This is a genomic window from Microbacterium sp. JC 701 (genome assembly GCF_021026215.1).
Taxonomy (GTDB): domain Bacteria; phylum Actinomycetota; class Actinomycetes; order Actinomycetales; family Microbacteriaceae; genus Microbacterium; species Microbacterium algihabitans.
In genome coordinates this window covers 52,574-73,822 of record NZ_JAJNCV010000004.1, presented here as the reverse complement: position 1 = coordinate 73,822, position 21,249 = coordinate 52,574, and the positions used below count along the sequence as shown (strand labels likewise).

General features: G+C 70.6%; 20 protein-coding genes and 2 tRNA genes. 10 read left to right on the top strand and 12 right to left on the bottom strand.

The window, feature by feature from the left end:
* Window positions 1–424: 424 nt before the first annotated feature.
* Entirely contained in the window at window positions 425–2,071 is a 1,647-nt protein-coding gene (gene pgm, locus LPW41_RS14600; RefSeq protein ID WP_230705240.1) for a phosphoglucomutase (alpha-D-glucose-1,6-bisphosphate-dependent), read from the bottom strand.
* Between the two features lie 165 nt (window positions 2,072–2,236).
* Between pgm and pheA the strand changes: the two genes are divergently transcribed.
* Window positions 2,237–3,199 carry a prephenate dehydratase gene (gene pheA, locus LPW41_RS14595; RefSeq protein WP_144834634.1) on the top strand — a complete coding sequence of 321 codons (963 nt, stop codon included), beginning with the start codon at window positions 2,237–2,239 and terminating at the stop codon, window positions 3,197–3,199.
* Between the two features lie 626 nt (window positions 3,200–3,825).
* Here the strand turns inward: pheA and LPW41_RS14590 are convergent.
* A complete protein-coding gene (locus LPW41_RS14590; protein WP_230705239.1) occupies window positions 3,826–4,863 on the bottom strand; it encodes an LLM class flavin-dependent oxidoreductase in 1,038 nt (345 codons plus the stop codon).
* A gap of 107 nt (window positions 4,864–4,970) precedes the next feature.
* Here LPW41_RS14590 and LPW41_RS14585 point away from each other — a divergent pair, with 107 nt between their 5' ends.
* Window positions 4,971–5,246 carry a hypothetical protein gene (locus LPW41_RS14585; RefSeq protein WP_230705238.1) on the top strand — a complete coding sequence of 92 codons (276 nt, stop codon included), beginning with the start codon at window positions 4,971–4,973 and terminating at the stop codon, window positions 5,244–5,246.
* Between the two features lie 110 nt (window positions 5,247–5,356).
* Complete coding sequence (locus LPW41_RS14580) at window positions 5,357–5,788, top strand: Asp23/Gls24 family envelope stress response protein (protein WP_144834640.1); 432 nt, start codon at window positions 5,357–5,359, stop codon at window positions 5,786–5,788.
* A gap of 94 nt (window positions 5,789–5,882) precedes the next feature.
* Here the strand turns inward: LPW41_RS14580 and LPW41_RS14575 are convergent, their stop codons facing one another.
* Window positions 5,883–7,253, bottom strand: coding sequence for a deoxyribodipyrimidine photo-lyase (locus tag LPW41_RS14575; protein ID WP_230705237.1), 1,371 nt, complete (start codon window positions 7,251–7,253; stop codon window positions 5,883–5,885).
* 73 nt (window positions 7,254–7,326) lie between these two features.
* A complete protein-coding gene (locus LPW41_RS14570) occupies window positions 7,327–8,616 on the bottom strand; it encodes a diacylglycerol kinase family protein (RefSeq protein WP_230705236.1) in 1,290 nt (429 codons plus the stop codon).
* A 165-nt stretch (window positions 8,617–8,781) separates the two neighbouring features.
* On the opposite strand from LPW41_RS14570, the gene serS reads away from it, so the two are divergent.
* Together serS and LPW41_RS14560 are read left to right on the top strand one after the other, a co-directional pair.
* The gene (gene serS / locus LPW41_RS14565; protein WP_230705235.1) at window positions 8,782–10,050 is read left to right on the top strand and encodes a serine--tRNA ligase; all 1,269 of its coding nucleotides are present in this window, start codon (window positions 8,782–8,784) and stop codon (window positions 10,048–10,050) included.
* On the top strand, window positions 10,047–10,946 hold the full coding sequence (locus LPW41_RS14560) for an HAD family hydrolase (RefSeq protein WP_230705234.1): 900 nt from the start codon (window positions 10,047–10,049) through the stop codon (window positions 10,944–10,946). The genes serS and LPW41_RS14560 overlap by 4 nt, the downstream gene beginning before the upstream one ends.
* A gap of 39 nt (window positions 10,947–10,985) precedes the next feature.
* On the opposite strand, the gene LPW41_RS14555 is transcribed toward LPW41_RS14560, so the two are convergent.
* Complete coding sequence (locus LPW41_RS14555; protein WP_144834646.1) at window positions 10,986–11,276, bottom strand: PLDc N-terminal domain-containing protein; 291 nt, start codon at window positions 11,274–11,276, stop codon at window positions 10,986–10,988.
* Window positions 11,277–11,408: 132 nt separating this feature from the next.
* Window positions 11,409–12,692, bottom strand: coding sequence for a DUF2254 domain-containing protein (locus LPW41_RS14550; RefSeq protein WP_230705233.1), 1,284 nt, complete (start codon window positions 12,690–12,692; stop codon window positions 11,409–11,411).
* Between the two features lie 84 nt (window positions 12,693–12,776).
* On the opposite strand from LPW41_RS14550, the gene LPW41_RS14545 reads away from it, so the two are divergent.
* The 4 genes from LPW41_RS14545 to LPW41_RS14530 all read left to right on the top strand — a co-directional run bounded on the left by LPW41_RS14545 (window position 12,777) and on the right by LPW41_RS14530 (window position 15,238).
* Window positions 12,777–12,861: transfer RNA gene (locus LPW41_RS14545), tRNA-Ser, on the top strand.
* 417 nt (window positions 12,862–13,278) lie between these two features.
* On the top strand, window positions 13,279–14,568 hold the full coding sequence (locus LPW41_RS14540) for an LCP family protein (RefSeq protein WP_230705232.1): 1,290 nt from the start codon (window positions 13,279–13,281) through the stop codon (window positions 14,566–14,568).
* Window positions 14,569–14,664: 96 nt separating this feature from the next.
* Window positions 14,665–14,753 (top strand) — tRNA-Ser (locus LPW41_RS14535).
* A gap of 191 nt (window positions 14,754–14,944) precedes the next feature.
* Window positions 14,945–15,238 carry a hypothetical protein gene (locus LPW41_RS14530; protein ID WP_154097769.1) on the top strand — a complete coding sequence of 98 codons (294 nt, stop codon included), beginning with the start codon at window positions 14,945–14,947 and terminating at the stop codon, window positions 15,236–15,238.
* 259 nt (window positions 15,239–15,497) lie between these two features.
* Here LPW41_RS14530 and LPW41_RS14525 read toward each other — a convergent pair whose 3' ends face one another.
* The 4 genes from LPW41_RS14525 to LPW41_RS14510 form a co-directional block, all read right to left on the bottom strand.
* Window positions 15,498–15,887, bottom strand: coding sequence for a DUF2510 domain-containing protein (locus tag LPW41_RS14525; protein WP_144834651.1), 390 nt, complete (start codon window positions 15,885–15,887; stop codon window positions 15,498–15,500).
* A gap of 95 nt (window positions 15,888–15,982) precedes the next feature.
* Window positions 15,983–16,243 (bottom strand): DUF6510 family protein, encoded by a 261-nt coding sequence (locus LPW41_RS14520; RefSeq protein ID WP_230705231.1) that lies wholly within the window; start codon window positions 16,241–16,243, stop codon window positions 15,983–15,985.
* The gene (locus tag LPW41_RS14515; RefSeq protein WP_230705230.1) at window positions 16,243–16,974 is read right to left on the bottom strand and encodes an FAD-binding oxidoreductase; all 732 of its coding nucleotides are present in this window, start codon (window positions 16,972–16,974) and stop codon (window positions 16,243–16,245) included. Before LPW41_RS14515 ends, LPW41_RS14520 begins: the two co-directional genes overlap by 1 nt.
* The gene (locus tag LPW41_RS14510) at window positions 16,971–17,561 is read right to left on the bottom strand and encodes a molybdopterin-dependent oxidoreductase (RefSeq protein WP_230705229.1); all 591 of its coding nucleotides are present in this window, start codon (window positions 17,559–17,561) and stop codon (window positions 16,971–16,973) included. Before LPW41_RS14510 ends, LPW41_RS14515 begins: the two co-directional genes overlap by 4 nt.
* Window positions 17,562–17,721: 160 nt before the next feature.
* On the opposite strand from LPW41_RS14510, the gene LPW41_RS14505 reads away from it, so the two are divergent.
* A complete protein-coding gene (locus tag LPW41_RS14505) occupies window positions 17,722–18,612 on the top strand; it encodes a DUF808 domain-containing protein (protein ID WP_230705228.1) in 891 nt (296 codons plus the stop codon).
* Between the two features lie 168 nt (window positions 18,613–18,780).
* Here LPW41_RS14505 and LPW41_RS14500 read toward each other — a convergent pair whose 3' ends face one another.
* Both LPW41_RS14500 and LPW41_RS14495 read right to left on the bottom strand, forming a co-directional pair.
* Complete coding sequence (locus tag LPW41_RS14500; RefSeq protein ID WP_230705227.1) at window positions 18,781–19,620, bottom strand: alpha/beta fold hydrolase; 840 nt, start codon at window positions 19,618–19,620, stop codon at window positions 18,781–18,783.
* A 39-nt stretch (window positions 19,621–19,659) separates the two neighbouring features.
* A complete protein-coding gene (locus LPW41_RS14495; protein WP_230705226.1) occupies window positions 19,660–21,123 on the bottom strand; it encodes a helix-turn-helix domain-containing protein in 1,464 nt (487 codons plus the stop codon).
* Between the last annotated feature and the right edge of the window lie 126 nt (window positions 21,124–21,249).

The window sequence follows — 21,249 nt, the reverse complement described above, 5'->3', positions numbered from 1 at the left end:
TTCCTGAGGGGGCGGTCGGCGCGGTGCCGTCCCCGTCCCGTCCCGTCCCCGTCCCGGTCCCGTCCCGGTCCCGTCCCCGTCCCGGTCCCGTCCCCGTCCCGGTCCCGTCCCCGTCCCGGTCCCGTCCCGGTCCCGTCCCCGTCCCGGTCCCGTCCCCGTCCCCGTCCCGGTCCCGTCTCCCGGTCCCGTCCCCGTCCCGGTCCCGGTCCCGTCCCCGTCCCGGTCCCGTCCCCGTCCCGATCCTCCCGCCGCCCCGCCGCCCCGCCGGGTGCCGTCCTGCGGAGTTCAAGGCCGACACGCCGGTCTCACGGCCCGGGGTCACGGCGTGTCGCCGTCGACTCCGCACGACGGCTCGTCGAGCCGACCCGGTACACGCGAAAGCGGCGCCGCCCCAAAGGGCGACGCCGCTGACGAACCGTGCGGATCAGGCCTGGCCGAGCGCGGCCGACACGACCGCGCGTGCTTCTTCCTGCACCTCGCGCAGGTGGTCCTCACCGCGGAGCGACTCGGCGTACAGCTTGTAGACGTCTTCGGTGCCCGAGGGGCGCGCGGCGAACCACGCCGACTCGGTCTGCACCTTCAGCCCGCCGATCGCGGCGCCGTTGCCCGGTGCGTGCGAGAGCTTCGCGGTGATGGACTCACCGGCGAGTTCGGTGGCCGACACGGCATCCGGAGACAGCTTCGACAGCGCCGACTTCTGCGCGGGCGAGGCCGGAGCGTCGACGCGCTGGTACGCCGACGAGCCGAACTGCTGCTCGAGCTCGGCGTAGCGCTGCGACGGGGTCTTGCCGGTGACCGCGAGGATCTCGGCGGCCAGCAGACAGAGCAGGATGCCGTCCTTGTCGGTCGTCCACACCGTGCCGTCCTTGCGCAGGAACGACGCACCGGCCGACTCCTCGCCGCCGAACGCGACGGAGCCGTCGAGCAGGCCGGGGACGAACCACTTGAACCCGACGGGCACCTCGAGCAGCGTCTTGCCGAGGGCGTCGGCGACGCGGTCGATGATCATCGACGACACGAGCGTCTTGCCCACGGCGGCGTCGGCCGGCCAGTTCGGGCGGTGCGAGAACAGGTAGTCGATCGCGACCGCGAGGTAGTGGTTCGGGTTCATCAGCCCCGCGTCGGGGGTGACGATGCCGTGGCGGTCGGCGTCGGCGTCGTTGCCGGTGAGGATGTCGTAGTCGGCGCGCGCGGCGACGAGCGAGGCCATGGCCGAGGGCGACGAGGGATCCATGCGGATCTTCTCGTCCCAATCGAGCGTCATGAACTTCCACGTCGGGTCGACCTCGGGGTTCACGACCGTGAGGTCGAGGCCGTAGACCTCGGCGATGAGCGCCCAGTACTCCACCGACGCACCGCCCAGCGGGTCGGCGCCGATGCGGACACCGGCGTTCTTGATGGCGTCGATGTCGATGATGGATGCCAGATCCCGCACGTACGCGTCGCGGAAGTCGTACTGGCCCAGGCCGTCGAGGTCGATGTCGGCGTGACGCGTGCGGGTGACGCCGTCGAGGCCGGCGGCGATGAGCTCGTTCGCACGGTCGGCGATCCAGCCCGTGGCGTCGGTGTCGGCCGGTCCGCCGTGCGGGGGGTTGTACTTGAAGCCGCCGTCGCGCGGCGGGTTGTGCGAGGGCGTGACGACGATCCCGTCGGCGCGGCCGGGGTCGGAGGCGTCGAGGTCGCGGTTGTAGGTGAGGATCGCGTGGCTGAGCGCGGGGGTCGGCACCCACGCGTCGCGCGAGTCGACGCGCACGTCGACGCCGTTGGCCACGAGCACCTCGATGGCGCTGCGTTCGGCCGGGAGCGACAGCCCGTGGGTGTCGCGGCCGAGGAACAGCGGACCGGTGATCCCCTGCGCGGCGCGGTAGTCGACGATCGCCTGGGTCGTGGCGAGGATGTGGTCTTCATTGAAGCTCGTACTCAGCGAGGATCCGCGGTGACCGCTCGTTCCGAAGGCGACGCGCTGCTCGGGCACGGCGGCGTCGGGCTTGCGGTCGTAATACGCGGCGATCAGTTCGTCGATGTCGATGAGATCGGACGCCTCTGCGGGCTGCCCTGCGCGACTGCTCATGCGTCCAGTCTGCCCGCTCCCTCCGACATGCGCACACGCCGTGACGCATTCTGCGAGAATCCGTCATCGCGCCGCGGGCGGTCGCCCGTCGACCGGGCCCCGGACGGTGACGGGGGCCCGCTGACGCGGCATCCGGAATCATCCCCCAGGTCTAGGCTGGACGCCGTGCTGCCCGACACAGAGACCGTGCCCGCCCGCCGTACCTACAGCTACCTCGGCCCGGCCGGCACGTTCACCGAGGCGGCCCTCGCGCAGGTGCCCGAGGCGCGCGATCAGATCTGGCGTCCCGTCCGCAACGTCGGCGAAGCGCTGGCCGACGTCGTCGAGGGGCGATCGGATGCCGCGATGATCGCCATCGAGAACTCCGTCGACGGCGGTGTCTCGACCGCGCAGGACGCCCTGGCCACCGTGCCGGGTCTGCGCATTGTGGGCGAATACCTCGTGCCGGTGAACTTCGTGCTCGTCGGTCGCCCCGGCGCCACGCTTGCCGACGTCTCGCTCATCGCCGCCCACCCGGTCGCCTACGGCCAGTGCCTCGGATGGCTCAGCAAGAACCTCCCCGCCCACGCGCACCTTCCCGCCGAGAGCAACGTCGCGAGCGCGCTCGGCGTGCTCGATGGGACGAGTGCGGCGGATGCCGCGGTGGCGGCCCCCGGCATCGTCGCCCACCACGACGTGTCGGTGCTGGCCGAGAACATCGGCGACAACCCCAATGCGGTGACGCGGTTCGTGCTGGTCAGCCGCACGGTCGCCCCGGCGCCGCCCACCGGTGCCGACAAGACCTCGCTCATCGTCGAGCTGCCCGAGGACCACCCGGGTGCCCTGCTCGAGCTGCTCGAGCAGTTCGCCACGCGCGGCATCAACCTGAGCCTGCTGGCCTCGCGCCCCATCGGCGACGCCCTCGGGCGCTACCGCTTCGTCATCGACGCCGACGGGCACGTGCACGACGAGCGCATGGCCGATGCTCTTCTGGGACTCCGCCGGTTCAGCCCGAAGGTCATCTTCCTCGGCTCGTATGCCCGCGCCGACCGCGCGATCGTCCGCTACCCGCAGCGCTACAGCGACGACGTGTTCGTCGAGGCCCGCGACTGGCTGCGCGGCCTGCTGAGCGGCGAGCCCGAGGCCTGACCCGTCGCGAGGTCCCTGAGCGTGTCGAACGGCCCGTCGCAGCCCAGGTCGCTGAGCGTGTCGAAGGGCCCGGTACCCGCGGTGGCCCCGGTGGCTTCGACAGGCTCAGCCACCTGTGTCGCGCGCAGCCCAGGTCCCTGAGCGTGTCGAAGGGCCCGGGACCCGCGGTGGCCCCGGTGGCTTCGACAGGCTCAGCCACCTGTGTCGCGCGCAGCCCAGGTCGCTGAGCGTGTCGAAGGGCCGGGACCCGCGGTGGCCCCGGTGGCTTCGACAGTCTCAGCCACCTCGCGTACGGCAGAGGTCCCTGAGCGTGTCGAAGGGCCCGGGACCCGCGGTGGCCTCGGTGGCTTCGACAGGCTCAGCCACCTCGCGTACGGCAGAGGTCCCTGAGCTTGTCGAAGGGCCCGGGACCCGCGGTGGCCCCGGTGGCTTCGACAGGCTCAGCCACCTGTGTCGCGCGCAGCCCAGGTCGCTGAGCGTGTCGAAGGGCCCGGGACCCGCGGTGGCCCCGGTGGCTTCGACAGGCTCAGCCACCTCGCGTACGGCAGAGGTCCCTGAGCTTGTCGAAGGGCCCGGGACCCGCGGCGCCCCCGGTGGCTTCGACAGGCTCAGCCACCTGTCTCGCGTCAGGCCGCGACGGTCGCGGGAGCCGCGATGAGCTCGAGGGTCTGCACGCGGCCTTCCGACCCCTCGCCTTCGTATGCTCCGGCGACGGGCGAGATCATGATCTCGTCGACGCCGTGCTGCGCAGCGAACGCGGCGAGCTGGCCCTGCACCTCGGCTCCGGTGCCGACGAACCACTTCTGCCGGGTCGAGGCCATGATCGATTCGGCCATCGCGTCGAACGGCTCGGCCTTCGCCTGATCGATGGTCTCGAGCGGCACCATGGGGCGGTTCGTGCGCAGGCGCGCCATCATGCGCAGCTGCGGCAGGGCGCGTTCTTCCGCCTCTTCGGCGGTCGGCGCGGCGACGACGTTGGCGGTGACGAAGGTGCGCGGGCCTTCACCCGACTCGTTGGGCACGAACTGGTCGCGGTACACCCCGAGCGCGTGGGTGAGCCCCTCGCCCGAGAAGTGGTTCGCGAAGACGTAGGGCAGACCGAAGCTGGCCGCGAGTTGCGCCGAGTAGTCGCTCGAGCCGAGCAGCCACACCTGGGGGGTTCCGGATGCCGCGGGCGTCGCCTTCACCTGGTACTCGGTGCCCGAGGTGAAGCGCACCGTCGCCCCGTCGGGCGAGGTGAGCGCCATGATGTCGGTCACGTGGTCGGGGAAGCGCGAGACGTCGCTCGTGGTGCCCGAGCGGTTCAGCAACTGGGTGATGACCGGGTCGCTGCCGGGGGCGCGGCCGATGCCGAGGTCGATGCGGCCGGGGGCCAGGGCCTCGAGGGCGGCGAACTGCTCGGCGACGATGAGCGGGGAGTGGTTGGGCAGCATGACGCCGCCCGACCCGACGCGGATGCGCGAGGTGCGCGCCGCAGCCGCGGCGATGAGCACGGGGGGAGTGGTCGACGCCACCGAGGGCATGTTGTGGTGCTCGGCGAACCAGTAGCGCCGGTAGCCGAGGCGGTCGGCCCGCTCGACGAGGTCGAGGGCGGCGCTCACCGCCTGCGCGCTGCTCTGCCCGTGGCGCACGGGAACGAGGTCGAGAACGGAGAGGGAAGGCATGGCGTCGTTCACCTCGGATCCAACCGGTTCGTGCCCTCTCCTATTCCTCCGGCGCGAGAGCGCAACCCCCGTGACCTCCGCCGATGACGCGGCCTACCGTCCCGCGCATGGGGACCGAGACGATGGTGCGCACGCAGATCGCGATAGGCGAGAACTCCTATCTCCTCGCTCAGGGGCAAGACCTCGGCGACCTCGAGCGACGAATCGAGGAGGCGGTGCACGCGGGCGGGAGGTTCGAGCGGTTCGTCGTGGTCGGCGATCGCGAGATGTGGGTGCTGTTCACTCCGCACACGAGTGTGACGCTGTCGGTCGAGACCGTCGAGATCGATGCGCGCGACACGGGGGACGCCGGCGAGCCCTTCGGTGACTTCTTCGGCGGATGACCGACGGTCAGGATCCTCTCAGGAAAATTCCGTGACGAATGGTGCTCGGCGTGCGTCCTACCTATGACATCGCGGGACACACGGTCCCGGAACGACGGAAGGAAGCGAACATGGCTGAGAACACCACCACCACCGCCACCCCCACCCCTGCCACGAAGGACGGCGGCTCGACCGTCATCGTCGACGCCGTCGTCGCCAAGGTCGCCGGCATCGCCGCGGCCGAGGTTCCCGGCGTCCACGCTCTCGGTGGCGGAGCGGCCCGTGTGATCGGCAACATCCGTCAGGCCGTCGGTGCCAAGGACCACGCCCAGGGTGTGAGCGTCGAGGTCGGCGAGACCGAGGTGGCCGCGGACATCGCGATCCAGGTCGACTACCCCGAGCAGCTTCAGCGCGTGGCCTCGAACGTCCGCGCGGCCGTGCACCAGGCCATCACCGAGCTCGTGGGCATGAAGGTCGCCGAGATCAACGTGACCGTGGTCGACGTCTTCATCCCGGGCGACGACGACGACGAGGACGCCGCCGCCGAGCAGCGCGTCAACTGACACCCGTCTCGAAAAGGGGCGTCACCGTGAGGTGGCGCCCCTTTCGCGTCCCCGGATGCCGCGAGCTTCGCGATCCGTCGAAGCGGGTTCCGGCTTAGCCCCCGTGGCGCACGTGCGAATACGCGTCGAGCGCCCGCTTACGCGTCTCGCCGAGGTCCACCATCGGCTCCGGCGGGTTCTCGCCGAGGTACTCCGGGGCCCACTCCTTGACGTAGGCGTCGTGCGGGTCGAACTTCTTGCGCTGCGTGTCGGGGTTGAACACGCGGAAGTACGGAGCGGCATCCGCACCGCTTCCCGCGACCCACTGCCAGTTGAAGGGGTTGCTCGCGGCATCCGCGTCGACGAGGCAGTCCCAGAACCACTGCTCGCCGTGACGCCAGTCGATGAGCAGGTTCTTGATGAGGAACGACGCCGTGACCATGCGCACGCGGTTGTGCATGACGCCGGTGTGCCAGAGCTGGCGCATGCCGGCGTCGACCACGGCCACGCCCGTCTTGCCCTGCTGCCAGGTCTCGAGGTGCGACCGGTCGAGCTCCGGCCAGGGGAAGGCGTCGAAGGTGCGGCGCCAGTTCACCGTCGCGATGTCGGGGGAGTGGTAGGTCACGTGCCAGGCGAACTCGCGCCACACGAGCTCCGAGAGGAAGCCGCTCGCGCTCTGCGCGTGCTGGCCCGATCCCCGGTGCTCGAGGGTGTCGTGCCACACCTGGTAGGGGCTGAGCTCGCCCCAGCGCAGGCGGGGCGACAGGTTCGAGGTGGCGCCGCCGGCGAACTCGTCGCGGTACTTCGAGTAGTCGCCGAGGTCGTCGTCGAGGAACTCCTTCAGGCGCGCCTTCGCGGCGGGCTCTCCGGGCTCCCACGTCTCGCGCAGGCCCCCGGCCCAGTCGGGCTTCGTGGGCAGCAGCCCCCACGCGCCGAGGTCGTCGCCGTCGACGCTGCCGTCGAAACCGGGGATCTTGCGCGCCTCCGGCATCGGCGGGCGCGGGGCGGGAAGCTTCTGCACGGCCCGCGCGAAGGGGCTGTACACCCCGTACGGCTTGTCGGACTGGGTGCGCACCGTCCACGGTTCGTAAAGCAGGTTGGCGGCGAACGAGGCGACGGTCACGCCGTCGGCGCGCAGTTTCTCTTTGATGCCGGCATCGATCTCGCGCTCCACCCCGCCGTAGCGCCGGTTCCAGAACACCGCTCCGGCGCCGACCTCCTCGACCAGGGCGGGGACGACCTCGGCCGCCTTGCCGCGACGCAGCACCAGCGACCCTCCGCGCTCGCTCACGCGCTCGCCGAGCGAGGTCAACGAGCCGTGCAGCCACCAGCGGGCCGCCCCGCCGATCTCGCGCACGCCGTCGGATTCCTCGTCCAGCAGGTACAGGGCGACGATCGGCTCGTCGCGGTCGAGGGCTGCGCGAAGCGCCGGGTTGTCGGTCAGGCGCAGGTCGTCGCGAAACCAGACGATCGAGGGTGAAGCCATGCGTCGACGCTATCCACCGCGGCATCCGGTGCTTCGGGCTTGACACCCGCGCGCGGCCGCCGCCCCGAAAAGGTCAGAGCGACGAGGTGTCGTGGCCCTTCGGCAGCGCGACCACGAGCCCGCCGGCGACGATGCGGGTGTACACGCGCGTCGCCTCGCCGAACTCGTCGCCGTCGAGCTCGATCGGCTGCGCGGGAGCGGTCGCCAGCTCGATGCCCGTGCCCCGCAGGTAGCGCACCGAGGTGTCCTTGCGGCGCTCGAGCACGCGCCGCCCGGCGCGGAACTTCCGGAGCACCGAGTTGTCCCACACGATGCTCCGCCACACGCCGAGCCAGCCGAGAACGCCGCTCGGCTGCAGCACGGCCACGTCGAGGCTGCCGTCGGCGATGGAGGCGTCGGGGATCAGAGCCACGCCGCCCTGCAGGGCGCCGCAGTTCGCGAAGAGCACGCTCTGCACCCTCGCCGAGTGCAGGCGGTGCCCGTCGAGCTGGTACATGACGCGGAAGGGCTTCGCCGAGACGAGCGACCGCGCCGCTCCGTCGACGTAGGCGACCCAGCCGACCTGCTTCTTCAGGTCGTCGCGGGTGTTCTGGATCATCGCGGCGTCCAGGCCGATGCCGGCCATGACCGAGAAGCCGTGCTCCTCGATCTCTCCGCCGACGCGACGGATGCGCGCGATCCCGGTGTCGATCGAGAGGACGTCACCCTCGAAGGTCGAGCGGATCATCGCGTCGCTGTCGGAGAGGGGCAGGTTGAGGTTGCGGGCGAGCAGGTTGCCCGTGCCGCTCGGAATGATCGTCAGGGGCACTCCCGACGAGGTCAGCGCCTCGGCGACGGCGCGGACGGTGCCGTCGCCGCCCGCCACGAGCACGGCGTCGACCTTCTCATCGAGGGCGGCGCGGGTGACGTCGTCGCCCAGGTCGTCGACCGTCGTCTCGTAGAACAGCGGTTCGGCCCAGCCGGCCTCGGCCGACAGCTCGGCCGTGCGGGTGCGCAGGGCGTCGGGGTCGACCTTGACGGGGTTGTAGATGAGGGCGGCCCGCTTCTTCTGCGTGGTCTCGGCGTCGATCGGGGCGTCCTCGCCCTCGAGGTCGACGCGCTGCGTCTTGCCGGGCAACTCCGCCGACGAGTCGGGGTCGACGTCCTCGGGCTGGTGGATGGTGTCGTCGGGCTCCGCGGCGTCCTTCGGGTGGGGGACGTTTTTGCGCGGGTGATCGGCGACGTCGTCGCCGAGGCGCGCGGCGTGGAAGTGCTCGTCCGAGCCCTGGGCCGCGGCGGCATCCGCCTTCACCTCGTCGGGAGCGTCGGCGGAAACGGTCTCGGGGGACTCCGCGTCGTCACGCGGCTCGTCAGGGGCGGCCATGGGGTCAACCATAGGACCGCCCCGCGCGCCGGAACGGCGCGGTGGGGTGGGCTTGACGGGCGGATGCCGAGCACCCCGGTGTGCGCGCGCGATTCCGCGGGTCGTGGCGCGGGCTGCCCCCCGGGGGAGCGAAGCGGCACGCGACGCCGACCGTAGGATGGACGCGTGATCGACCTGACCCTGCTGCGTGAAGATCCCGAGCTCGTGAAGCGCTCCCAGATCGCCCGCGGGGAGTCGCCGGATTCGGTGGACGACGCCCTCGCCGCCGATCGCGACCGCCGCGCCGCCATCACCGCGTTCGAAGAGCTCCGCGCCGCGCAGAACGCGCACGGCAAGCGCGTCGCGCAGGCGCCGAAAGACGAGAAGGCCGCGCTCGTGGCCGAGGCGAAGCAGCTCAGCGAGCAGGTGAAGGCCGCGCAGCACGCCGCCTCCGAGGCCGAGGCCGCCGCCGAAGCCGCCCTCGCGAAGATCGAGAACATCGTCATCGACGGCGTCCCGTCGGGCGGCGAAGAGAACTTCGTCACCCTGCGCACGCACGGCGAGGTCCCGACCTACGACTTCACCCCGCGCGACCACCTCGAGATCGGCGAGTTGCTCGGCGCGATCGACATGGAGCGCGGCACGAAGGTCTCGGGCAGCCGCTTCTACTTCCTCACCGGCATCGGCGCCCGCCTCGAACTGGCGCTGATGACACTGGCCCTCGACCGCGCGCTGCAGGCGGGCTTCACCCCGATGATCCCCCCGACGCTGGTGCGTCCCGAGGTCATGCGCGGCACCGGCTTCCTCGGCCAGCACGCCGACGAGGTCTACCACCTGCCGAAGGAAGACCTCTACCTGGTCGGCACGAGCGAGGTGCCCCTCGCCGGGTACCACATGGACGAGATCCTCGACTTCGATCGCGGCGCCAAGCGCTACGCCGGATGGTCCACCTGCTACCGCAGCGAGGCCGGCTCCTACGGCAAGGACACCCGCGGCATCATCCGCGTGCATCAGTTCAACAAGCTCGAGATGTTCGTCTACACCGACCCGGCCGATGCCGAGGCCGAGCACGACCGCCTCGTCGCGATGCAGGAGGGCATGCTGCAAGACCTGGGCCTCGCCTACCGCGTGATCGACGTGGCCGCCGGCGACCTCGGCTCGAGCGCCGCACGCAAGTTCGACATCGAGGCCTGGGTGCCCACGCAAGACGCCTACCGCGAGCTGACGAGCACCTCGAACTGCACGACCTACCAGGCCCGTCGCCTCGAGACCCGGTTCCGCCCGGCCGACGGCGGCAAGACGCAGCCGGTCGCAACCCTCAACGGCACGCTCGCCACCACGCGGTGGATCGTGGCGCTGCTCGAGACGCACCAGCGCGCCGACGGATCGGTCACGGTTCCCGAGGTCTTGCGGCCCTACCTCGGTGGGCTCGAGGTCATGGAGCCCATCGCGTGAGCGACGAGGCCGCCCTTCCCCGCACCGGAGACATCGACGCGTCGCCGCAGGACGAGGCGGCCGAGCTCGTCGCCGACGTCGCCCGTGAGGCGCCGGTCGGACGCATGCTCATCGCCCTCGACATCGACGGCACCGTGCTCCTCGAAGACGAGACCCTCAGCCCCGGTGTCGTCGACGCCGTCCGCCACGCGCAAGAGGCGGGGCACGAGGTCATGCTCGCCACCGGCCGCAGCTGGGACAGCACGCACGGGGTCATGGAGCGCCTCGGCATCCGTCCCGAGTACGCCGTCTGCTCGAACGGCGCCATCGTGATGCGCAGGGGCGGCGAAGCGGATGCCGCGGAGTACGAGCGTGCGCACGTCGAGACGTTCGACCCCACCGAGGTGCTGACGCTGCTCGGCGAGCACCTGTCCGGGGCGCACTTCCTCGTGGAGCTGCCCGACGGCAAGCGCCTGTTCACGGACTACCTCGACGACTGGAACCTCGTCGGCGCGAACAAGGTGACCTTCGCGGAGCTCTCGGGCCAGCCTGTCTGCCGCGTGGTCGTGGTCGCGCCGGAGCAGACCGACAAGGACTTCCTCGAACTGGTCGAGCGCATCGGCCTGTCCCAGGTGTCGTACGCGATCGGCTGGACCGCGTGGCTCGACATCGCCCCGCAGGGCGTCGACAAGTCCACCGCGCTCGAACTCGTCCGCGGCTGGCTCGACATCGCCCCCGAGAACGTCCTGGTGATGGGCGATGGGCGCAACGACATCGAGATGATGCAGTGGGCGGTGCACAACGGCGGCCGGGCGATAGCGATGCACCAGGGTCCGCCCGAGGTGCACGCCGCGGCCGGCGAAGTCGGTCTCTCGGTCACCGAGGGCGGCGTCGCGGCGGTGCTCCGGGCGCTCTGACGGCGCGCGGACCGACGCAGCGCCGGCCCGCGCCCCGCTTCACACTCGCGCGGAGCCGCTCGCCACGTGGGCGGCTCGGTCGGCCAGGTACGCGGTGCGATCGACCGCGCTCAGGGGGCGGATCGTAGCGCGGTGATCGACCACGCGTGCGGCCTCCCAGGCGACCAGGCCCACCGGCGGCAGCAACAGCAGGGCGGTCGCCCAAGCGGCCTTGAGCCCGACCGACGCGTGCGGGTCTCGCACGGCGACGACCGCGGCGAGGACGGATGCCGCGTAGACGAGCGCGAACACCGCCAGGACGATCTGCGAAGACATGCTGGTGACGATCATGGTGACCTCCTCATGTCAGACGGCCCGTGGGTCGTGAACGACTGATGAGACCCGGTCTACTCCTCGCGGAGGGCGCCCTCAACGGTGCGTGGTCACGCCGAAGGGGATCGATAGCCCGGCCATAGCGCGCTGTCAGGAGCGCCGGTCGTCGACCGATCCCGCGGCGACGTCCCGCCAGGCGCTGCGCGCCGATCCCTCCAGCATCCGACGGTCGCCTCGGGGGAGTTCGCGCCGGCTCCGCTGGAGCGCCTCGCGCGCGGCATCGCGGAACACCCGTGCATTCCGAGGGGCGGATGCCGCGAGCGCGGCGAGACATTTCTGCAGACGCACCTGCACCTCGACGAGTCCCGCTCCGTCGCGCGCCAGCGGGCGGAACGCGTCGTCGACGAGATCCGCCAGGCGCGGAGCCGGCACGAAGACGTGCTCGTGGGCGACGTCGTCGTCCGCCTCGGTACGCAGAGCGCGCGCAAAGACGCGCTGGAGCGCGGCGACCACCTCGATCGCCGTCCCCGGGTCGTTGGTCGACGGCGAGAGCGCCCGGCTGCCGATCTCCGTGAGTGCGATCACACCGAACCGGGGATCCTGTTCGTACGTGCGGTGGTGCTCGATCCTGAATGCGCGACGGATGCCCGCGATCACGTCGTCGTCGAGCTTCCCGACGACCTTCGCGAGGGGGACGCGGGCGTCGGCGATGCGTCCCGGCGTCGCCCGCACGTGGATGTCGACGGAGAAGCGCTCGGCGATGCGGCCCAGTCCCGCCACGTCGACGTGGGTGACGTAGCCGACGTCCGCAGCGTAGACGGCTCTCGCCCGGGCGGGGATCTCGACTGCGGCGCGGGCACCGAGCGTCGGCCTCTCGGCGTAGACCTCCAGTGATTCGGTGGCCGCCTTCTCGACGCGGTCGATCACGTCGGCCATCCGTCCGAAGGTCGACAGGTGCGAGATCCATCGCAGCAAGGTGACGATGACGATCACGATGATGACCAGCGTCGCCACGAACAGGATCGTGCGCCCCTGGCCCTGGTAGTACCCCGTCTCGAGGGCGACGATGCCGACCAGTGAGAAGGCGAAGGCCCCGACGAACGTCGACACCGCGTTCTGCGAGGTCGGGTCGGCGATGAGCAGCTGCGTCGACCGCGGGGTGGCGGTCGTGGTGGCCGACGAGAACGCCGTGACCATCGCGGTGACCGAGAACGTGCTGACGGTGAGCATCGCGGTCGCGATGATCTGCAGCAGCGAGCCGACGGCGTCGTCGGCGAGCCCGAAGCTGAACGAGAACGGCAGCAGGGGCCCGACGAATCGGGCGGCCAGCACCACGACGATCCCGACGACGGTGAACACGGCGGCGCGCACCCACACCTGCCGGCCGAGCCGGAGGAAGAACGAGGCCAGGGGGCTGCGCGCGATCGGTGCCATAGGCGCGACGGTATCCGGATGCCGTGCCCGCGCCCGGGGGCTGGACTCGATGTTGCGACGTGCTCGGTAGACTCGTCGGGTCCGGGAGGGTTGTCCGAGCGGCCGATGGACCTGGTCTTGAAAACCAGTGGGCAGCAATGTCCCGTGGGTTCGAATCCCACACCCTCCGCAACGCAGAACGGCGGGCCCCGCAGGGGTCCGCCGTTCTGCGTTATGACCGGTTGGGCGGGAGTCGAACGTAGTTGGGCCCACGCCGCCGGAGGCTCCGCGCGCCGCGCAGCGGCGCGTGGAGGGGCGGTGGGGAGAATCCCACACCCTCCGCAACGCAGAACGGCGGGCCCCGCAGGGGTCCGCCGTTCTGCGTTATGACCGGTTGGGCGGGAGTCGAACGTAGTTGGGCCCACGCCGCCGGAGGCTCCGCGCGCCGCGCGGGTGAGCGCGCCTGTCAGCGGGGCGAGAAGCGCCGATGAAACGCCAGGTCTTCACGCCATTCACAGCCGCCCGTCCCTAGTATTGCTGCGACCTCCGGCCGCGCCGGAGCGTGACGTGCTGCCGGGCCGGCGGCATCCGTCGTGAAAGGACCCGAGTGATCAAGACCACCCCTTCGCGCGGTCAGCGGACCGTCGCGCGCCATGGGCGACTCACGTCGCCGGGCCCCGTCGCCCAGTTGCTGCGCGGCCTCGCGATCGCCCTCGCCGTCGTGCTCGTATCGGGTGGCACGGTGCTCGCCTACGCCGCCGTCGACCTCACACGCAGCTTCACCGCCGACGCCGTCGACCTGAAGAACCAACCGGCCGTCCCGCCCGACATCGGCGAGCTGCAGGGCGGCGTCAACATGATGCTGGTCGGCACCGACGAGTGCGAGCCGGCGTTCGCGCAGTACTTCGGCGATCGATGCACAGGTCCCGACTCCGACGGCAGCTTGAACGACGTCAACCTCCTCATCCACATCTCCGACGCGCCTCGGCGCGTGACGGTCATCTCGTTCCCGCGTGACCTGATGGTGCCGATCCCCGCGTGCACCAACGCCGACGGGCAGGAGAACTCCGCGCGCAGCTTCGCCCAGATCAACAGCGCGTTCGAAGACGGCGGCCTGTCGTGCGTCGTGCAGACGGTCTCCGAGCTCAGCGGACTCGAGATCCCGTTCGCGGCCAAGGTCAGCTTCGGCGGCGTCATCAACATCACGGATGCCATCGGCGGCGTCGACGTCTGCATCGCCAACGGCATCAAAGACCCGTACACCGGCATCGACTGGCCCGCCGGCATCCGCACGGTGAAGGGCTTCGACGCCCTGCAGTTCCTGCGCACGCGTCACGGTGTCGGAGACGGCGGCGACCTCGGCCGTATCTCGAACCAGCAGCAGTACATGTCGCGACTGGCCAACAAGCTGAAGAGCCAGGAGGTGCTGTCGAACCCGGCGACCCTCTACAAGCTGGCCTCGACCGCGCTGCGCAACGTCGACCCCTCGACGTCGCTGACCAACCCGCTGACGCTCGTCCAGATCGCCTCGGCGGTCAAGGATGTGCCGTTCAACGAGATCGTCTTCATCCAGTACCCGACCGGTACCGACCCGTCGAACCCGAACCGCGTCGTGCCGAACGAAGACGATGCCAAGACGCTCTGGGCCGCGCTCGCCGCGAATCAGCCGCTGCAGCTGTCGGGCAACCTCAGCGACGGTGATGGAGTGGTGGCCGACCCCAACGCGACGCCCGCTCCGACCCCGACCGATACTCCGGCGCCGACCGAGACGTCGACCCCGACCGACGGTGCCACGCCCACACCCGACCCGAGCTCCGGAACGGTCGTGCTGCCCGAGGGCATCGCCGGGCAGACCGCGGCGCAGGCGACGTGCTCGAACGGTAACGTCCGCGAGTGAGTCCTCGCCGCCCGGCATCGCGAACGTGGTTCGAATGCCGGGCGGCATCCGGTTAGTATTGAGCGGTGTGCTCGCGCCGAGAGGCGTCGATCACCTGGAGACGTCGCATAGTCAGGCCTAGTGCACCACCCTGCTAAGGTGGAGTCCCCGTAAGGGGACCGAGGGTTCAAATCCCTCCGTCTCCGCCGAAAAAGCCCCGGTTCGCCGGGGCTTTTCGCGTGTTGTCGACATTGACCGTACGAGGGGCCGCCCGACGCGCGCCGTACCGACTGTGGGCCGAGCCCGAGGCTTCTCCCCAGAGACGATCTCGCCGCGATTCTCCCCAGATCGCCCATGCGCCCGCCGGACGTGACCCCGTGGTGGCAATGCTGTGGCCATGGGAATTCGCTACTACGCATACGCTTTCGACGCTGTCCACGCCCGGCAGGCGATCGAAGACCCCCGCAGTATCTTGTCCAGCGACCCGCTCGCCGACGCGTGGGGCTTGGAGCCGCACGCCACGGTGAGCTTCACGACCTTCGAACAGGTCCCGCCCAAACGCGACATGCTGTATCTGGACAAGGCGTGGGCCGCGCTTCAAGACCTGACCCTGCCCGATTCGAAGACGGATGCCGCAGCGTCATGCCACCGGATTTTCGAGGGGAACGTCACTATGACGGGGTTCGGGTGAGAACCGTTCATCCGAACCATTCTCCCCACGGAGATGCCGGCCATTCACTCAGACCTCGCTCTCTTCGACGAGTTTCGTGTTCGTGCGTGGGCCGACGGGTGGAGGAGCCCGCACGGGGCGAACCGCGATGACGAGCTTCGCTACGTCCTCGATTACCTCGAGAAGGCGCAGCAGTTCGTCGAAGCCCTGACCGCGGACGGTCGGGGCATGGTTTACATGATCGGGTGATGCGACCGGCAGCTTCAGCCAGCGGCGTCTCTCAGACCTGCCGCTCGAAGACCATCGTCGCTTGGATGCGATCACCCCCGCCGAACCCGGTGCTGCCCGACGATGCAGTCGTGATCGTGTGCAGGCGGAACCCGAGCGCCGCTTGACGGTTGATGACGCCCTCGAGTTCGGTCAGGTTGTTCGAGCCGCTGCCGAAGAGCTTCTCCTTCAGCACCACCTGGAGCACCACGTAGTTGTAGCCGTTCTGGGCGGGCCGCGGCTGTGCGCCGGCCACCGCGTCGGCCTGCGCCCGTTCGATGAAACCCGCGACGCCCGGCTGCGGAGGGGTCGGCTCCTGGAACCGCTCGGTCCACCGCTGTCCGTCCCACCAACGCGTCCGCCCGGAACCGTCGTCGTACCACCCTGCCTGTGCGTCGCTCATCGCCCGCTCCCTGTTCTTCGCTCCGGACCCCCGTGGCCGGATGCCGATCAGCGCCGAGTATTCCGGGGCCGGATGCTCCGTCGCAACGCGAACGGTCAGGCGCGGTGCATCTCCACCGCGCTCACGCCCGAAAGCGCCAGCCACGAACGGCCGTCGGGGCCGTCGACGACGGTGAGGAGCACGGCGTCGCACCCGCGACATCGCGCCACGATCCCCATGGCCGAGGCGTACACCGTCGCCGTGGCGAGCAGTCCCGTCAGCCCGCAGTGGGTGCATCGCACCCCGGATGCCGTGGCATCCCATCCGAGCAGGTCGTCGAGGCGACCGGCCAGGGCATTGCCGTCGAGAAGCGTCATCACGAACCTCCGAAACGTTCGGTGCGGATGCGGGCGGCTGAGTGGCCCGCCTCGATGAGCCAGCCCGAGACCGCCTCGACGAAGGGGGTCGGTCCGCAGACGAAGACGCGCGGCCGCTGGTCGGCCGGGATGACCGCGGCGCGTAGGCCCTCGACGGTCAGTCGTGCGGGGGCACGCTCCGCGTTCGCGGGGGCCCGGCGGGTGTAGACGAGGTCGAGGGCGAACCGTTCGCCGACCAACGCCTCGAGCTCGTCAGCGAAGAACACGTCGTCGGGGGTGCGAACGGAGTAGAGCAGCCGGAAGGGGGTCGCGTCGGCGCTCGCCGCGTGCGCCGAGGCCATTGCGAAGAGGGGGACGACCCCGGAGCCGCCCGCGATCAGTTGCACCGGTACGGGGCCATCGGAGGGCATCCACACGAAGAACGCCCCGAGCGGCCCGTGCACCTCGATCTGGTCGCCGTCACGCAGGTCGTGCACGAGGAAGGGCGAGACCTCCCCGTCGGGCACCTCGTCGACGGCGAGGACGATGCGCGTACCCGGGCCGGCCGAGGCGATCGAGTACGACCGGCTCGCCTGGTAGCCGTCGGGTGCGGTGAGGCGCACGTCGAGGTGTGAGCCCGCCTCGTTGCCCGGCCAGGTGGGCACCTCGAGCTCGATGCGCCGGGCCGTCGCGGTCTCGGGGCGCGAGGCGACGACGGTCGCGGCGTGCCAGGCCGCGGTGCGCGCGGTCACCCGTACCGTTCCTCGCGCCAGGGGTCGCCGTGCAGGTGATAGCCGTTCTGCTCCCAGAAGCCGGGCTTGTCGGCCGGCATGGTGATGAGCCCCTGCACCCACTTCGCGCTCTTCCAGAAGTACAGGTGCGGCACGAGCAGGCGAGCGGGGCCGCCGTGCTCGGGCGTCAGGGGTGCCCCGTCGGCCTCGAAGGCGATCCAGCTCTTGCCGCCGAGCAGGTCGTCGAGGGCGACGTTCGTCGTGTAGCCGCCGAAGGAGTGCACCATCGCGAAGCGATGCGAGGTCTCGACCCCGGCGAAGAGGCGATCGAGCGAGACACCGCGCCACGGCATGTCGAGCTTCGTCCAGTGCGTGACGCAGTGGATGTCGACGGTGATGTCCTCGACGCCGAGGGCCTCGAGCTCGGCGCGGCTCCAGCGGTGCACGCCGTTCTCGGTGCCGATCGCGAACTCCCAGTCGTCGTCGGCGATGCGGGGTGTCGGCCCGGCCGACAGCACGGGCCAGTCGCCCACGAGGGTCTGACCGGGTGGGAGTCGAGGATCGCGCTCGCGTCGTCGTCCCGAGAATCCGCGTGTGATGAACGACATGGCTCTCCTCTGCGGTGGCGGTGGCTTCACCCTAGCGACGGCCGCGCGGCGACGACAGAGTGCCGACGCCGGCGCCACCCCGTCGGCGACGACCCCGCACCCCGATAGGGTCGTGCCTGCGGTGCGCACCTCGCGCGCCCTCGCACCCCGGGAGAAGCGCATGTCCGTCGGACTCCTCGCCGTCGTCGATGACATCCTCAGCGCCGCGATGCGCGCGAGTGCCAAGACGGCCGGCGTCGTGATCGACGACGCGGCCGTCACTCCGCAGTACGTGCAGGGGCTGACGCCCGCGCGCGAGCTGCCGGTGGTGTGGAAGATCGCGCTGGGCAGCATCATCAACAAGTACGTGATCATCATCCCGATCGCGTTGCTGCTCACCGCGTTCGCTCCGTGGGTGCTTCCCTACCTCCTCATCATCGGCGGCGGGTTCCTCTGCTTCGAGGGTGCCGAGAAGGTGCTCGAGTGGTTTGGCGTCCACCACTCCGAGGGCGACGCCGACGAGCCGCGCGACGAGAAGAAGCTCGTGCTGGGCGCCGTGCGCACCGACCTCATCCTCAGCACCGAGATCATGCTCATCGCCCTCTCGAGCCTCGACCCCGACTTCGGCATCTGGATGACGCTGGGGGCGCTGCTCATCATCGGCCTGGCCATGACCGTCGTCGTCTACGGCGCGGTGGCCCTGCTGGTGAAGATCGACGACATCGGTCTGCGTCTCATGAAGAGCGAGTCGCGGGGCGCCCGCCGCTTCGGGGCCCGGGTCGTGGCATCCATGCCCGCCGTCTTCCGCGTGATCAGCGTCATCGGCACGGTCGCGATGCTGTGGGTCGGTGGGCACCTGGTGCTGCAGAACCTCGCCGACACCTTCTGGTCGGGTCCCTACGACCTCGTCCACGTCGTCACTCACGCGATCGAGGCCGCAGGCCCGGTCGTCGAGTGGATCGTCGAGACGGCCATGTCGGCGGTGTTCGGGTTGATCCTCGGCCTGATCATCGTGGGGATCGTGACGGGCATCTCGCGGCTGACGCGCCGCGGAGCGACCGCCGCGCACTGACGCTCAGGCGCGGGCGGGTCGCTCGCGCAGCTCGACCCTCGACGGCGACATCGGCCACCGCGACGTGTTCTCCCGCGAGCGGCAGAAGAACGCCCGCTCGAAGATGTGCTCGTGGGAGAGTACGAAACGCGGTGCGGTGGTCGACATCGTCACGACGTAGGGCGCTCCTCAGTGACGGGCCTCGCCGGCCGCGACGGTGCGCGCGATCCCCGCGACCAACTCGGGCCAGAGCTCCGGCACGATGTAATGCCCCATTCCGGGGTGCACCTGGAGCTCGGCGGCGACGAGGGCCTCGGCCATGTCGACCGCGGCGCTCCAGTGCAGCACGTCGTCATCGCGGCCGTGGAACACCAGAACCGGGACGTCGACGTCTCGCAACAACTCGAGCCTCTCGGGCGCGCGCATCAGCGCCGCCCATTGCCGCGAGAACCCCTCCGGAGAGTAGCCGCGGTCGAACGCTTCGCCCGCGGCCCAGGCGTTCCACTCCACGTCGAGCGGGTACCGCTGGCCGGCGGTGGCGGCCGCGAACGCCGAGGCGCCGGCCACCACCTCGTCACGCGTGTAGCGCGCCGGGGCGCCCGTCAGATCGGGTTCGGCGTGCAAGACGTAGCGCGGGTCGCGCCCCGGGATCGTCGACAGCAGCCCCAGGCTCGCCACGCGATCCGCATGTCGCAGCGCGGTCATCTGCGCCATCATTCCGCCCATGGAGTGACCGACCAGATGCGCCCGTGCGACCCCGAGATCGTCGAGCACGCGCACGACGTCGTCGCCCATCTCCTCGAGGCCGTACCCGCCGTCGATGTCGTCGACCCCGCCGAAACGCGCCGAGAGGCCGACGTCGCGATTGTCGATGCGCACCACGTGCAGGCCACGGTCGACGAGCTGGGCGACGAGATCCACGTGCCAGGCGATGAGCTGCGCCCCGCCGCCGGCGATGAGCACCACCGTCGGATGGGCCGCGTCGCCGTCGGTGACGTAGTGGATCGCGGGTTCGGGGGTCAGCGGCATCCGGAGGCCTTCTCTCGTTCGCAGCGACGATAGTCGGAGTCAGCGGGAGGGCGGTATGGATGCCGCGTCCACCGCCTCGATGGAACCGCTGGAGGCCGCGTACGTCGCGCCCAGATCCTCGGACAGCCTCGCGGCGAGCATGCGGGCGGCTTCCTGCAGCTCGGGAAGGCGCATCGAGACGTCCTCGGTCGCGCCGACGATGCAGGCGGCTGCGGCGACGAGCCCGGCGGCATCACGGACGGGGGCGCTGATCGACGTGATCCCGAACTCGTCGACGGAGCGCATGGTCAGCGTGCCGTCGGCGCGTACCCGCTGGACGCGTCGGACGAATTGGTCGTACTCCGATGCTCCGTGCCGCCGTGGGAACAGGTGGGCGAGCTGAGCGGCGTCGAAGTCCATGGCGAGGGTGGGCCCGCCGTCGGAGCCGACCAGGGGGTGGGGGCGGCCGAGCCATGGGGCCATGAGCAGGCCCTCACCCATCGGCTCGATGTGCTCGACGACGGTGAAACTGCGCATGCCCGCGAGGGTCGTCACGAAGACGCACGCGCCGACGCGTTCGGCCGTCGTCATCGCGCGCGCGGACCCCCTGCGGGCGAGTGAGGGGAGGAATGCCGCCCGATGCCAGGCGTGGATCGCCGGGTCGACGTGCAACGCGTCGGTCTCGAAGTCGCGGGCGAGCAGGCGCGAGCGCACGAGAGCGTCCACCAGGCGCCGAGCGCGGTCGGGCCGCAACCCCACGGCCGCGGCTGCGGCCGTCGCCGAGCCAGGGGCGACGGCGAGGTGCTCGACCAGACGTAGGGCGGCTTCCTCCGTCCGGACGGACGTCGTGATCGTCGAGCGATCGAGCGGGGGCGGGACGACGGGACCGCGATGCCCTTCGTCGAGGGCACGTTCGAAGGCGCGGCGGGCGTCGGCGAGCAGACGTCGGATGCGAGGACGCGCTCGAGCGGCACGGTAGACGGGAAGGGCGATCGCCAACGACAGCAGACGGCGGCCGTCTGGAGCGGTGAGAGGGACGGCGATCTCGACAGCACGGCCCGCCTGCGACTCGACCACCGCCTCCTCCGCGTCGCCCGCGAGAGCGCGGATCACCGCGCGACGGGCGTCGGTGACCACGTCGCCGACCGCTGCGGGGACGTGCAGGGTCCACCCGGAGCCGACCGAGGCGATGATGCGTGCGCCCGTGCCCTCGGCGGCGGAGAGGATCACGGTTTCAGCGGTCTCCTGCGCGAGCCGGTGCAGCTCGAAATGAACGGTCGGCCCGAGCGCGGCGGCGGCGCTCCCGGACAGCGCTAACGCGCGAGGCCCCGTCGCGAAGGTCCCATAGGCTTCGCCTCGCTCCAACATGCCGCTCTCGACGAGTCCCGCGCACACCCGCGAGGCCGTGCTGAGTCCCGCTCCGACGGAAGCGGAGATCGCCGCCAGGGGGAGGGGAGATGTCGGGTCGGTGCGTCCGGCGACGGCGCGGAGGATGGCCACGGCTTGCTCGACGCGTGCGGTCACAGCGGTCTCCTCGCATAACTGCAATCCCGACGGCCGAGTATTGCAGCTGGTGGTGACCGTAACAGCGCCGCGACGGGCGGTTCGAATAATTACCGGTATCCGTCGCGGCATCCGTTCCCGCCGGTG

Bases quoted from the DNA above. Each gene is read 5' to 3' on its own strand.
- LPW41_RS14575 (WP_230705237.1), bottom strand. From the start codon at position 7,253: ATGGCTTCACCCTCGATCGTCTGGTTTCGCGACGACCTGCGCCTGACC.
- LPW41_RS14580 (WP_144834640.1), top strand. From the start codon at position 5,357: ATGGCTGAGAACACCACCACCACCGCCACCCCCACCCCTGCCACGAAG.
- LPW41_RS14530 (WP_154097769.1), top strand. From the start codon at position 14,945: ATGGGAATTCGCTACTACGCATACGCTTTCGACGCTGTCCACGCCCGG.
- LPW41_RS14570 (WP_230705236.1), bottom strand. From the start codon at position 8,616: ATGGCCGCCCCTGACGAGCCGCGTGACGACGCGGAGTCCCCCGAGACC.
- LPW41_RS14525 (WP_144834651.1), bottom strand. From the start codon at position 15,887: ATGAGCGACGCACAGGCAGGGTGGTACGACGACGGTTCCGGGCGGACG.
- LPW41_RS14550 (WP_230705233.1), bottom strand. From the start codon at position 12,692: ATGGCACCGATCGCGCGCAGCCCCCTGGCCTCGTTCTTCCTCCGGCTC.
- LPW41_RS14500 (WP_230705227.1), bottom strand. From the start codon at position 19,620: ATGCCGCTGACCCCCGAACCCGCGATCCACTACGTCACCGACGGCGAC.
- LPW41_RS14555 (WP_144834646.1), bottom strand. From the start codon at position 11,276: ATGATCGTCACCAGCATGTCTTCGCAGATCGTCCTGGCGGTGTTCGCG.
- LPW41_RS14590 (WP_230705239.1), bottom strand. From the start codon at position 4,863: ATGCCTTCCCTCTCCGTTCTCGACCTCGTTCCCGTGCGCCACGGGCAG.
- LPW41_RS14505 (WP_230705228.1), top strand. From the start codon at position 17,722: ATGTCCGTCGGACTCCTCGCCGTCGTCGATGACATCCTCAGCGCCGCG.
- LPW41_RS14585 (WP_230705238.1), top strand. From the start codon at position 4,971: ATGGGGACCGAGACGATGGTGCGCACGCAGATCGCGATAGGCGAGAAC.
- LPW41_RS14520 (WP_230705231.1), bottom strand. From the start codon at position 16,243: ATGACGCTTCTCGACGGCAATGCCCTGGCCGGTCGCCTCGACGACCTG.
- LPW41_RS14510 (WP_230705229.1), bottom strand. From the start codon at position 17,561: ATGTCGTTCATCACACGCGGATTCTCGGGACGACGACGCGAGCGCGAT.
- pgm (WP_230705240.1), bottom strand. From the start codon at position 2,071: ATGAGCAGTCGCGCAGGGCAGCCCGCAGAGGCGTCCGATCTCATCGAC.